This window comes from Methylobacterium durans, from assembly GCF_003173715.1.
GTDB lineage: Bacteria > Pseudomonadota > Alphaproteobacteria > Rhizobiales > Beijerinckiaceae > Methylobacterium > Methylobacterium durans.
The window spans coordinates 1,272,752-1,285,600 of sequence record NZ_CP029550.1 but is presented as its reverse complement, the minus strand read 5'-3'; the positions used below and the strand labels follow the sequence as shown (position 1 = coordinate 1,285,600).

Annotated in this window: 9 protein-coding genes and 1 pseudogene; 8 read left to right on the top strand and 2 right to left on the bottom strand. The window is 69.6% G+C overall.

The window, feature by feature from the left end; all coding sequences use genetic code 11:
- Positions 1-584: 584 nt before the first annotated feature.
- Positions 585-1,352 (bottom strand): annotated as a pseudogene (locus DK389_RS06025) (IS5 family transposase).
- 187 nt (positions 1,353-1,539) lie between these two features.
- On the opposite strand from DK389_RS06025, the gene DK389_RS06020 reads away from it, so the two are divergent.
- The 3 genes from DK389_RS06020 to DK389_RS06010 are packed head-to-tail and all read left to right on the top strand — an operon-like array spanning position 1,540 to position 7,077.
- Positions 1,540-3,852, top strand: a complete 2,313-nt coding sequence (locus tag DK389_RS06020) for a peptidase domain-containing ABC transporter (protein WP_109888101.1) — start codon at positions 1,540-1,542, stop codon at positions 3,850-3,852.
- 5 nt (positions 3,853-3,857) lie between these two features.
- Positions 3,858-5,252: an HlyD family type I secretion periplasmic adaptor subunit gene (locus DK389_RS06015; protein ID WP_194075164.1), complete on the top strand. Its 1,395-nt coding sequence runs from the start codon at positions 3,858-3,860 to the stop codon at positions 5,250-5,252.
- A gap of 31 nt (positions 5,253-5,283) precedes the next feature.
- A complete protein-coding gene (locus DK389_RS06010) occupies positions 5,284-7,077 on the top strand; it encodes a tetratricopeptide repeat protein (protein ID WP_109888099.1) in 1,794 nt (597 codons plus the stop codon).
- Positions 7,078-7,169: 92 nt separating this feature from the next.
- Here the strand turns inward: DK389_RS06010 and DK389_RS06005 are convergent, their stop codons facing one another.
- Positions 7,170-7,346, bottom strand: a complete 177-nt coding sequence (locus DK389_RS06005; protein WP_162560520.1) for a hypothetical protein — start codon at positions 7,344-7,346, stop codon at positions 7,170-7,172.
- Positions 7,347-8,056: 710 nt separating this feature from the next.
- Here DK389_RS06005 and DK389_RS06000 point away from each other — a divergent pair.
- The 5 genes from DK389_RS06000 to DK389_RS05980 are packed head-to-tail and all read left to right on the top strand — an operon-like array spanning position 8,057 to position 12,831.
- Complete coding sequence (locus DK389_RS06000; protein ID WP_109888096.1) at positions 8,057-8,146, top strand: K(+)-transporting ATPase subunit F; 90 nt, start codon at positions 8,057-8,059, stop codon at positions 8,144-8,146.
- 22 nt (positions 8,147-8,168) lie between these two features.
- Positions 8,169-9,884, top strand: a complete 1,716-nt coding sequence (kdpA, locus tag DK389_RS05995; protein WP_109888094.1) for a potassium-transporting ATPase subunit KdpA — start codon at positions 8,169-8,171, stop codon at positions 9,882-9,884.
- 3 nt (positions 9,885-9,887) lie between these two features.
- A complete protein-coding gene (locus DK389_RS05990) occupies positions 9,888-10,085 on the top strand; it encodes a hypothetical protein (RefSeq protein ID WP_109888092.1) in 198 nt (65 codons plus the stop codon).
- Positions 10,086-10,120: 35 nt separating this feature from the next.
- Positions 10,121-12,208: a potassium-transporting ATPase subunit KdpB gene (kdpB, locus tag DK389_RS05985; RefSeq protein ID WP_109888090.1), complete on the top strand. Its 2,088-nt coding sequence runs from the start codon at positions 10,121-10,123 to the stop codon at positions 12,206-12,208.
- A gap of 17 nt (positions 12,209-12,225) precedes the next feature.
- Positions 12,226-12,831: a K(+)-transporting ATPase subunit C gene (locus tag DK389_RS05980; RefSeq protein ID WP_109888088.1), complete on the top strand. Its 606-nt coding sequence runs from the start codon at positions 12,226-12,228 to the stop codon at positions 12,829-12,831.
- Positions 12,832-12,849: the final 18 nt, after the last annotated feature.

The following is a 12,849-nucleotide window of genomic DNA, read 5'->3' as shown; positions in this document are numbered from 1 at the left end:
TGATCAAGCCTCCTATCGCTTGCGGTGAGCAATGATGCCATATGCCGGTTGTTATAGATTGGCTCCGAGGGCATTCATGCGCTGCGCTGCACAAAAGGTTTCGCTTGGGGAGATCAGATCTTTATTTTAGCCGACTTGATTGACAGGCTAATCAAAGTCTGGAGCTTCCCCGGTTTGTAGTCCAAGGTCTACGCAAGTTTTCGGGCTCCGCATTCGGGCGATCCGGGCAGCGGGCGCCAGTCCCCGTTACTTGCCCGCCAACTCGCCCCATCTGAATTTTATCGAGCTTGCCTTCGCCAAATTGAAGACGGTGCTGCCCGGATACGCGCGGCTCTCTGGCAGAGCGTCCACGTGGCCTTCACACAAGTCCTGCCGGTGGAGTGCGCCAACTATCACTGTCACTGCGACTATGATCCAGCATGACCCGAAATGCTCTCTCGCGGCCCAATTCCTCCGGCACACAGGGAACATAACTGGTGGCCCATCAATCAGCGCACGACGTGTGGCTAGCGCCCGTCTGGCTCAACCTGCTCTCCGCCGCAGGCTCAGGTCGCGCACATGAAATCTTCGGAGGCTGCGGCCTGTTATGGCTTGAGCCAGTCGAGTGCGGCGGCAAGGCAGAGGACACCGGCGAAGCTGGTGGCGGTCTTCTCGTAGCGGGTCGCGACAGCGCGCCTCTCCTTCAGCCGTGCCCAGAGGCGCTCGACCCGGTTGTGGTTGGCGTAGATCCACTCCGGGCAAGCGACAGGAGCCTCGTGCCGCTGCGGCGGGATCGCAGGCCGGGCGCCCATGCCCCAGATGTGCTCGCGGAAGCGATGGCTGGTGTAGCCTCGGTTGCCCACCACCCACCTGGGCACTCCGGGCAGCTGATCGAGCAGCGGGATGGCCTGAGGCAGCTCATGCGCCTGCCCAGGCGCGATTTCGGAACGCGATGGCGCGACCCGCGCCGTCAGCGATCACGCAAGCTTTGGTGCCATAGCCGCCACGAGAGCGGCCAAGCGCCTCACGATGATCTCGCTCAGCTTGAGATCCCCCCTTCGCGCAGCATCCGCCGCCTTCTGGTGAGCGCGCACGCTGGTGCCGTCGAGAAACACCATGCCGAGCTGCACGCCGCGCTCCTGAACAAGGCTGAGGAGCCGCTCCCAGACGCCGGCACGCGCCCACCGGATGAAGACCTGAGCGGCCCGCCACCAGGGTCCGAGTTCGGCTGGCACGGCGCGCCATTTGGCGCCGTTCTGATGGCGCCAGAGGATGGCCGAGACGATGCGGCGCAGATCCTGTGGTGGCGTCTTGCCCTTCGGTCGGCAGGCTTCCACCAGCGGCTCCAACTGGGTCCATTGTGCGTCCGACACAGCATCGCTTCTCCTCGCCCAGGAGAGGCGAAACGCTCACACCATCAGGTGATTCAAGCGATCACACGCCGTAGTAAATCTATAACGTTTGGCGTATGGGCTCGGCCGGCCCGATGCGGGACAACCGGAACCCTGGTGAGATGCGGCCATCGCCGGACTCACGTGCGTGCGTGCGCTGAGTTTGCCGATGGCCGCGTGCGGGGAGTCCAAGTCGTTGAGCGAAGCCTCAGACCCGCGTCTCCCGGACACGCGCAGGGGGCAGGCCGCACCCGAGGCGGCCCTGAGCGTCCCGCCGAGCGGCGGACCCGACCCGAGCGTCGCCGCGCTGTCGCGCCTGCGCGCGGTCGCGACGGTCGCGCTCCATTTCGGGACCGACCTCGACCACCTGGAGTTCCGGTCCGACCGGATCGAGGCCATCCCGTCCCCCGCTTCGCTGGCGGCCTGGGTTCGGGGCGCCGGCCTCTGGGCCAAGGCGACCCGCATCCGCTGGCGCCAGCTCCTGCGGCTCGAGGAGGGGGCGCCCGTCGTTCTCCTGCTCACCAACGGCACGGCGGCGCTGCTCGTGGGGCGCGACCGCGAGAAGGGCGTGGCGTTCGTCGCGAACCCGCTCGCCCCGGAGCACGCTCCGACGATGGTCGACGAACTGCGCCTCTCGCATGTCTGGCACGGCGACGTCCTGCTGATCCGGAAAGAGCGCAGGACGAGCCTCGACGAGGCGCCGTTCTCGTTCGCGTGGCTGATGCAACTCGTCCTGCGCGAGCGCCGCAACCTGCGCGAGGTCCTCGTGGCCTCCCTGAGCCTGAGCGTCCTGCAGATCCTGCCGCCCTTCCTGACGATGGCGGCCATCGACCGCGTGATGACCCATCACACGCTCTCGACGCTCGCCCTGATCTCGCTGATGCTGGTGGTCGTCACGGCATACGAGACGCTTCTCGGCTACGCGCGGCGCGAGATCGTCGAGGTGATGTCGACCCGGCTCGACGCCCGTATCAACGTGCACGTGTTCCGCCGCCTCCTCGCGCTCCCGGTCGAGTTCTTCGAGCGGACGCCGACCGGCGAGACGACGCACAAGGTGTCGCAGATCTTCAAGATCCGCGATTTCCTCACCGGCAAGCTCGTGAGCACGATCCTCGACGTGTTCACCCTGCTCATCTTGCTGCCGTTCCTGTTCTGGATGAGCGTGACCCTGGCCTGGATGGTGCTCGCCGCATCCGTGTGCATCGGCTTGACCGTCCTCTGCTTCCTCCCCGCGATTCGGCGGGTCTACGCGCAGCTGATCGCCGCCGAAGTTAGGAAGGGCTCGCTGCTCGTGGAGACGGTGCACGGCATGCGCACCGTCAAGTCGCTGGCCATCGAGGAGTCGCGCAAGCAGGATTGGGACGAGCGCGTCGCCGAGTCCGGTCACGCCCGACTCGCCGCGGGACGGATCGCCAACTGGGCCCAGACGATCACCACCCCGCTCGAGCGCTTCGTCGATCGGGGCGTGCTGATGTGCGGCGCCTATCTCGTGCTCGTGGCGCCGGCCGGCACCACCGGCATCACCACCGGCAGCCTGATCGCCTTCATGATGCTGGGCGGCCGGGTCGCGAGCCCGCTCATCGGTCTGGCCAAGCTGACGCAGGACATCGAGGAGGTCCGGACCTCGATCTGGCAGGTGTCCGAAGTCCTCAACCACCCGACCGAGACCGCGGCGACCCGCGGCGGCCTGCGGCCGAAATTCGCCGGCCAGATCACGTTCGAGGACGTGAGCTTCCGCTATCCCGGCTCGCAGGCGCTGGCGCTCAACGGCGTCAGCTTCAGCATCCCGGCCGGCACGATGCTCGGCCTCGTCGGGCGAAGCGGGTCGGGCAAGTCGACCATCGCGCGCCTCCTCCAGGGCATCAACCGCGACTACAGCGGCCGGCTCAAGATCGACGGGTCCGACCTGCGCGAGATCAACCTGACCCATCTGCGGCGCAGCTTCGGCGTGGTCATGCAGGACAATTTCCTGTTTCGCGGCACGGTGCGGGAGAACATCGTCGGCGGCCGTCCGGGCCTGAGCCTGGATGACGTGGTGCGGGCCGCCCGCCTCTCCGGCGCGGAGGAGTTCATTGAGCGCCTGCCGCAGGGCTACGAGACCTGGATCGAGGAGGGCTCGGCCAACCTGTCCGGCGGCCAGCGCCAGCGCCTCGCGATTGCCCGGGCCCTGATCGTCAACCCGCGCCTGCTGATCCTCGACGAGGCCACGAGCGCCCTCGATCCGGAAAGCGAGGCCCTGGTCAACGCCAACCTGCTCCGGATCGCCAAGAACCGCACCATGGTGATCGTCTCGCACCGCCTCTCGTCGCTGGTGGATTGCGATCAGATCCTCGTCATGGACAAGGGGGCGGCGGTCGACCTCGGACCGCACGACGCGCTGCTCGAGCGCTGCGGCATCTACCGGCAGCTGTGGCAGCAGCAGAATCGGCACGCGGACCGGAGCCGCCAGCCGCACCTCGCCTCCATCGCGGCGCGGAGGTGAGCGGCATGGCCAGCGGCGCACTCACCCTGAGGCTCGCGGCGAGGGCGCGGCGCGCGGACGCCGCCGCCGCCCGGGCGCTCCTCGAATTCCAGTCGCCCACCGCCGAGCTCCTGGAGACGCCGGTCAGGCCGGTCGCCCGCAGCATGCTCTGGGTCATCGTCACGCTGATCCTGGCCTCGGGAGCGGTGCTCAACCTCGTCCCGATCGACATGGTGGTGACGGGCGCCGGGCGCATCGTGTCCACCGAGCCCACGGTCGTCGTGCAGCCGCTCGAGACGGCCATCGTCCGCTCGATCAACGTGCACGAGGGCCAGCTCGTCCGGAAGGGGGACCTCCTCGCCGGGCTCGATCCGACCTTCTCCAGCGCGGATGCCAGCGCCCTCGAGGCGCAGGTCCAGAGCCTCCAGGCGGAGGTGGACCGCCTGATCGCCGAGGCGTCCGGGCAATCCTACACGCCGCGCACCTCGGACGCACCGGCGGCCGTCCAGGTCGCGCTCTTCGGGCAGCGGCAATCGCAGTACCGCTACCAGATGGAGAGCTTCCAGCAGAAGATCAGCGGCCTCCAGGCGCAGCTCACGCGCGCCGAGCACGACGTGCGGGCGTTCGGGGAGCGGGCGGAGATCGCCTCCGTCCTGGAATCGAAGCGGCGCGAGCTGGAGCGCCTTCAGGTCGGGAGCCAGATGAACCGGCTGATCGCGCAGGATCAGCGCATCGAGATGCAGCGCAACCTCACGGACGCGACCGGGACGGCCGAGCGGGCCGGCCGCGACCTGAAGCAGATGATGGCCGAGCGGGACGCCTTCGAGCAGCAGTGGAAGACGCAGGTCAACCAGGACCTCACGCTCCGTTCGCGCGCGCTCAACGACGCGACGGAGGGGCTGCGGAAGGCCTCGCTCCGGCGCCAGCTCGTGGAGCTGCGCGCCAAGCAGGACGCCGTCGTCCTGAACATCGCGCGGGTGTCGGTCGGCTCCGTCATGCAGTCCGGCGAGCAGTTCATCACCCTCGTCCCGACGCACGCTCCGCTCGAGGTCGAGGCCCGCATCGCGGCCGAGGATGCCGGTTACGTCCAGCAGGGGCAGCGGGTGACGGTGAAGTTCGACACGTTCCCGTTCGTCCAGTACGGTATCGCGGAAGGTTTCGTGCGCATCGTGAGCGCCGACAGCTTCACCGGCGCCCAGGAGAACCAGCGCGGCAGCGTCGGCGGGCAGGGCCAGCAGACGGTCTGGTACAAGGCGCGGGTCACGATCGACAACGTCGCGATGCACGGCGTGCCGGGCGGGTTCGAGATGAAGCCGGGCATGCCCGTCACGGCCGACATCAAGGCGGGCGAGCGGACGCTCCTGAAGTACCTGTTCGCCCGCGTTCTCCCGGTCGGGCTGGAGGGCATGCGCGAACCGTGACGCGCGGGGTCCGAGGTGGATAGAGCCGTTCATGAGCTTCGTTGATCGCCTGATCGCTCCGCTTTCGCCGACCGCGCGGCTGCGGAACGGCGTCGATCTGATCGAGCGCGGCCGCGCCAAGGACGGCGTCCTGGAGATCGGGCACGCGGCGCGCGCCGGTCTGAGCGAAGCGCAGCATCAGCTGGCCATCTGCTATCTCGACGCGGTCGGTGTTCCGAGGAATGTCGGGGAGGCGGCCCGCTGGTTGACCGCCGCGGCGATGCAGGACCACGCCGAGGCCCAGCTACGCCTGGCCTTGCTCCACGTCAGGGGCGAATGCGCCGACCCGTCCGGCGCGGGCGCGGGACCGGACCTGTTCGCGCAGGAACAGCCGTCCCGAAGCGGCCCGGTGGAGCCCGACTTCCCGTCCGCGATGGCTTGGGCGCGGCGCGCGGCCGAGTCCGGCCTGCCCGAAGCGCAGGCCCTGCTCGGGTATATTCTCGCCACGGGTCCCCTCGTGCTCCGCGACGTCGCGGAGGCCGAGACGTGGTACCAGCGCTCCGCGGATGCCGGTTGCCCGCAGGGGTCCCTCGGCCTGGGCATGCTGCGTCTCCAGACCGGGACGGAGGAGAGCGGTTGGACCCGGGCGGCCAGCGACGTCGCGCGGGCCGCGGCCGCAGGTCTGCCCAATGCTCTGACCCTCCTCGGTGCCCTGACGCAGGTCGGGGTCGGCGTGCCGCGCGACCTGGCCGCTGCGGCGCAGCTGTACCGGGAGGCGGCGGACAAGGGCGTGCGCGCGGCGCAAACCTGCTGGGGTCTCGCGCTTCTGAACGGCGAGGGCGTGGAGCGGAACGTCGTCCTCGGCGAGACGTGGCTGCGCCGGGCCGGCCTCGCGGGCGACGCACACGCGGCGGCGCTGGTCGGCTTCCTCCACGCCAGGGGGGGCGACCAGCCGCCCAATTACGTGGAGGCCGTGACCTGGCTCGAACGCGCCGCGGAACTCGGCCACGCCGTCGCGGCGAGAACGCTGGGACAACTCCATCTCATCGGGGCCGGCGTCGAGCGGGATGGGGAAGCCGCCGCCCGGTGGCTGCGGCGCGCGGCGGAGATGGGCAGCGAAGCCTCGCAGGTCGATCTCGCGAATCTGATCTTGAGCGGCCACGGGCAGCCCGAGGATCAGGCGAGCACCCATCACTGGTTCGAACGCGCGGCTCAGCAGGGCGACATGACCGCGGCGTTCAACCTGAGCGTCTGCCTCATGCAGGGTATCGGCGTCGCCAAGGACGAGCAGGAGGCCGCGACGTGGCTGAGGCGCGCCGCCGAAGGCATCCCGACCGCGCAATACTGGTACGGCCGGATGCTGGTGGAGGGACGCGGCGCGCCGTCGGACCCGGGAGCGGGTCGCATCTGGCTCGGCCACGCCGCGGAAGCCGGATTGGTCGATGCGCAGGTGATGCTGGCGGAGATGCTCGTGAACGGGCGCGGCGGGGACCGGGATCACCCGCGCGCGCTCGAGCTGTTCCGAAAGGCTGCGCAGCGGGAGCACCTGGGCGCCCTGTTCGCGCTCGGTGCCCTGTACGATGGCGGCCACGACGTTCCAGCCGACCGCCCCCTCGCGCAGCAATGTTTCCGCGAGGCGGCCGAGCGCGGCCACGCCCGCGCGAAATTGCTCCTCGGTCAATACTTGGCCCACGGCTTGGCCGGGACCTGCGACAGGGCCGAAGCCCGACGCTGGCTCGAAGCCGCGCGTGAGCAGGGCGTCGAGCAGGCGGCCTGGGAACTGGATCAGCTCGCGGCCGGGACGGATCTGGGAACCGGTGGGGATCGTGCGACGTCGGCCGCTTGAGGCGGGCGTCGGTCAGGATCTTCGATCGCCCGATAGCAGGGCCCCGTGGGCCGGATCGGTGATTGGCGACCGCTGAGTCGGCGTCGATCCGGTCAGGCTGCGCGAAGCCGCCGGACGGGGGTCGGATTGAATCGCCGCTCCATCAGATCGATCCCGGCATCGACCATCCGGTGCTTCTCGGCCTCGCTGAACTCACCGAAACTGTCGTCGACGGCATCGTACCAGTCGCGCCAGCTCGGCCGTGCGTTCTGCGACAGCAGGAACAGCATCACTTCGATCATGCGCTCCTGCATGGAGCGGAGAGGTAGCGAAGCAGAGGTCATCCGAACCATGCGCGGCGAGGAGTTTCCGGTGATTTGCGCAATGATTTCGGCAAAGCGATGGCCAGCTGAAATGTATGAGTCAGTACAGAGGTAGATGACACAGCGCTGACGGCAATCGTGTCGAGGTTGCCGATCAGTTGGGAAAACATGAACTGGGATATCGCGACTCGGCTTCTGTTGCCGTGTTCTGATTTGAACATTTTCCCATTGTCTCGCAATTCCCTCGCGCGGCGGGATACGTTGTGCATCTCAATCGAGAGCGCTGCCGGATCAGGTTCGGCGGACGGACGAACGGGGCGCGGGACGGCTCCGCATCGGCCGGGATTGGGGAACGGCGGCGGCGTGAGCCTCCGGTCAGCCTCGACGCTCGGCCGGCCCCGATTCGATCGGACGGCTCGGACGGCGTTCCGCTGCGTCGGGACGGCCTCCCCAGAGCGACGCCGCGGATCCTCACGCGATCCTTATGCGATCGCGCCCGTCTCCCTCTCGAACCCTAACGCGGGGGCCGGCCACAATCCCGGCCGGTCGCGGTCGGTCGCGACCGCGCAACGGACTCGGACACCATGCTCGACCTGATCTTCATCGCCGCGGGCCTCGCCTTCTTCGGCCTGGCTGCCGGCTACGCCTCGCTCTGCGAGCGCCTCTGAGGTGGCGGCATGAATCTCGACCTCACCCTCGGCGCCCTCGTCACCGCGGGGCTCCTCGCCTACCTCGCCTACGCCCTCGTCCGCCCCGAGCGGTTCTGAGCGGCCTCACGGACACGATCCCATGACCCTCGACGGCTGGATCCAGATCGCGCTGTTCTGCGCGGTCGTGCTGGCGCTCGTGAAGCCGCTCGGCCTGTACATGGCCCGCGTCTTCAGCGGCGAGCGCACGCCCCTCACGCCCCTGCTCGCGCCCATAGAGCGCGGGCTCTACCGCGCGGCCGGCATCGATGCGCGCCATGAGCAGACCTGGCTGGCCTACGGCTTCGCCCTGCTCGCCTTCCACGCCCTCGGTTTCCTGCTGCTCTACGCGATCCTGCGCCTGCAGGACGTGTTGCCGCTGAACCCGATGGGCCAGGCGGGCGTCGCGCCGGACCTCGCCTTCAACACGGCCGCGAGCTTCGTCACGAACACCAACTGGCAGAACTACGCGGGCGAGAGCACCCTCTCGTACCTCGCGCAGATGCTGGGGCTGACGCATCAGAACTTCCTCTCGGCGGCGACCGGCATCGCGCTCGCCGTGGCGCTCATCCGCGGCTTCTCGCGCGCCTCGGCGCGGACGGTCGGCTCGTTCTGGGTCGATTTGACCCGCTGCACCCTCTACGTGCTGCTGCCCGCCTGCGTGCCGCTGACGCTGTTCTACGTCTGGCAGGGGATGCCGCAGACATTCCACCCCAGCGTCGAGGCGACGACCCTGGAGGGCGCGCGGCAGAGTCTCGCGCTCGGCCCTGTGGCGAGCCAGGTCGCGATCAAGATGCTCGGCACGAATGGCGGCGGATTCTTCAACGCCAACGCCGCCCACCCCTTCGAGAACCCGACCGCGCTGGCGAATTTCGTGCAGATGGTCTCGATCTTCGCGCTCGGTGCCGCGCTCACCAACGTCTTCGGCCGCATGGTCGGCGACGAGCGTCAGGGCTGGGCGATCCTCGCCGCGATGGGCGCGCTGTTCCTCGCCGGCCTCGCGGTCACCTACGGGAGCGAGGCGGCGGGCAGCCCGGTCCTCGACGGGCTCGGCCTGACCGGCGGCAACCTGGAGGGCAAGGAGGTCCGCTTCGGCATCCTCGGCTCCGCCCTCTTCGCGGTGGTGACGACGGCCGCGTCCTGCGGCGCCGTCAACGCGATGCACGATTCGTTCACGGCGCTCGGCGGCATGATCCCGATGATCAACATGCAGCTCGGCGAGATCATCGTCGGCGGCGTCGGCGCGGGCCTCTACGGCATCCTGGTCTTCGTCGTCGTGGCGATCTTCGTCGCCGGGCTGATGGTCGGCCGAACGCCCGAATACCTCGGCAAGAAGATCGAGGCCCGCGAGGTGAAGATGGCGATGCTCGCCATCCTCTGCCTGCCGCTGATGATGCTGGGGCTGACCGCCCTCGCCACGATCCTGCCGGCGGGTCTCGCCGGGCCGGCCAATGCCGGGCCGCACGGGTTCTCGGAGATCCTCTACGCCTTCACCTCGGCCGCGGCCAACAACGGCTCGGCCTTCGCGGGGCTCACCGGCAACACCCCCTTCTACAATGCGACACTCGCCGCCGGCATGCTGTTCGGGCGGTTCTTCGTGATCATCCCGGCGCTCGCCATCGCCGGCTCGCTCGCGGGGAAGAAGCGCGTGCCGGCCTCCTCGGGGACCCTGCCAACCCATGGCGGGCTCTTCGTCGGGCTGCTCGTCGGCGTGATCCTAATCGTCGGCGGCCTGACCTTCTTCCCCTCGCTCGCCCTCGGGCCCGTGGTCGAGCACCTCGCCGGGGCCGCCGGGCAGACCTTTCCGGCGGGGGGCTGAGCCATGCGCCACGGCTTCCCCGCCCGCCCGGTGCCGCGGCACCGACTGAACCTCCACCGGTCCCTCCCGCGGCGGGACGAGCGCGGCGACCGTCCGGCGCGCCTCTCGGACCTGATCCTCGCCCTCCTCGCCGTCAGCCTCCTCGGCGGCCTCGCCCTCTTGGCCGCGCTCGCCCTCGCGGGCGGCCGCGCGGCCCTCTGACCCTTCCGTTCCCGGCCCTTTCCCGACACCGACCCATGTCTCGTCAGAACCCATCCCTGTTCAGCGCCGCCCTCGTCGGGCCCGCGCTCCTCGGCTCCGTCAGGAAGCTCGATCCGCGCGCCATGATCCGCAACCCGGTCATGTTCGTGGTCGAGATCGTGGCGCTCCTCACCACGATCCTGTTCGTCCGCGACCTGATCGCGGGCGGCAGCGACCTGCTCTTCTCCGGCCAGATCATCCTCTGGCTCTGGTTCACCCTGGTCTTCGCCAATTTCGCGGAGGCGCTGGCGGAGGGCCGCGGCAAGGCGCAGGCCGAGAGCCTGCGGCGCGCCCGCACTGAGATGACGGGCAAGCGCCTCACCGGCCGGGGCGACGCCTACGAGACCGTGCCGGGCACGAGCCTGCGGGTCGGCGACGTCGTCCTCGTCGAGGCCGGCGACCTCATCCCCTCGGACGGCGAGGTCATCGAGGGCGTGGCCTCAGTCAACGAGGCGGCGATCACCGGCGAATCCGCGCCCGTCATCCGGGAATCAGGCGGCGACCGCTCAGCCGTGACGGGGGGCACGCAGGTTCTCTCCGACGCGATCAAGGTCCGGATCACGGCGTCCGCCGGCTCCACCTTCGTCGACCGCATGATCGCGCTCGTGGAGGGAGCGTCGCGCCAGAAGACCCCGAACGAGATCGCGCTCAACATCCTGCTCGCCGGCCTGACGATCGTGTTCGTGTTCGCGGTGGCCTCGATCCCGAGCTTCGCGAGCTACGCCGGGGGAGCGATCCCGGTGATCGTCCTCGTCGCGCTCTTCGTGACGCTGATCCCCACCACGATCGGCGCGCTGCTCTCGGCCATCGGCATCGCCGGCATGGACCGGCTGGTGCGCTTCAACGTGCTCGCCCTGTCGGGCCGGGCGGTCGAGGCGGCCGGCGACATCGACACGCTGCTCCTCGACAAGACAGGCACGATCACCCTCGGCAACCGCCAGGCGACCGCGTTCCGCCCCGTTTCCGGCGTCGCGGAGGGGGATCTGGCCGACGCCGCGCAGCTCGCCTCGCTCGCCGACGAGACTCCGGAGGGCCGCTCGATCGTGGTGCTCGCCAAGGAGGTCTACGGCATCCGCGCCCGCGACCTCGCGGGCCGCAACGCCGCCTTCGTGCCCTTCACCGCCCAGTCGCGGATGAGCGGCATCGATCTCGACGGCGCCGCGATCCGCAAGGGCGCGGTCGACGCGGTCGTCTCCGCGGTGACGGCCGGGCCGGTGGCCCTGCGCGGCTCGAACGCGGCGCTCGCCGTCGACCCCGACGCCGCGGCGGCGATCGCCGAGATCCGCGCCATCGCCGAGGAGATCGCGAGAGCGGGCGGCACCCCGCTCGCGGTCGCCCGCGACGGCCGCCTCCTCGGCGTCGTCCACCTCAAGGACATCGTGAAGGGCGGCATCCGCGAGCGCTTCGCGGAGCTGCGCCGCATGGGCATTCGCACCGTCATGATCACGGGCGACAACCCCGTCACCGCCGCGGCCATCGCGGCGGAAGCGGGCGTCGACGATTTCCTCGCCGAGGCGACGCCGGAGGACAAGCTGGCGCTGATCCGCAGGGAGCAGGCCGAAAGCAAGCTGGTCGCCATGTGCGGCGACGGGACCAACGACGCGCCGGCCCTGGCCCAGGCCGATGTCGGCGTCGCCATGAACACCGGCACGGTGGCGGCGCGCGAGGCCGGCAACATGGTCGATCTCGATTCCGACCCGACGAAGCTCATCGAGATCGTCGGCATCGGCAAGCAATTGCTGATGACCCGCGGCGCGCTGACCACCTTCTCGATCGCCAACGACGTCGCGAAGTACTTCGCGATCATCCCGGCCATGTTCCTCGGGCTGTATCCGCAGCTCCAGGCCCTCAACGTCATGGGGCTGGCCTCGCCCCAGAGCGCGATCCTGTCGGCGATCATCTTCAACGCGCTGATCATCGTGGCGCTGATCCCGCTCGCGCTGAAGGGCGTGACCTACCGCGCGGTCGGCGCCGCCGCGCTCCTGCGGCGCAACCTCCTCGTCTACGGCCTCGGCGGCGTGCTGGTGCCGTTCGCCGGCATCAAGCTGATCGACCTCGCCGTCAGCGCCCTCCACCTCGCCTGAGACCCCGGGAGACCCCCATGTTGAGAGAGCTTCGCCCCGCCCTCGTCCTCCTCCTCGCCCTGACGGCGCTGACGGGCCTCGCCTACCCGCTCGCCATGACCGGGCTCGCCGGTGCCCTCTTCCCGGCGCAGGCTGAAGGCAGCCTGATCGAGCGCGGCGGCACGATCGTCGGCTCGGCCCTGATCGGGCAATCCTTCACGGGCACCGGCCACTTCCACGGCCGGCCCTCCGCCACAACGGCGCCCGACCCGGCGGACGCGACGAAGACCGTGCCGGCGCCCTACAACGCCGCGAATTCCGGCGGCTCGAACCTCGGTCCGACCAGCGCGGCTTTGGCCGAGCGCGTGGCCGGCGACCTCGCTGCCCTGAGGGCGGAGAACCCGGATCGGCCGGTTCCGGTCGATCTCGTCACCACGAGCGGCTCCGGCCTCGATCCCGACATCTCGCCCGAGGCGGCCCTGTTCCAGGTCCCCCGCGTCGCCCGGGCGCGCAACCTGCCGGAGGCTAGGGTGCGGGCGCTCGTGGCGTCCGAGATCCGGGGCCGGAGCCTCGGCCTCTTCGGCGAGACGCGGGTCAACGTGCTGGCGCTCAACCTCGCCCTCGACGATCTCGCCCGACGCTGAGGGCTTCAGTTAAGATCC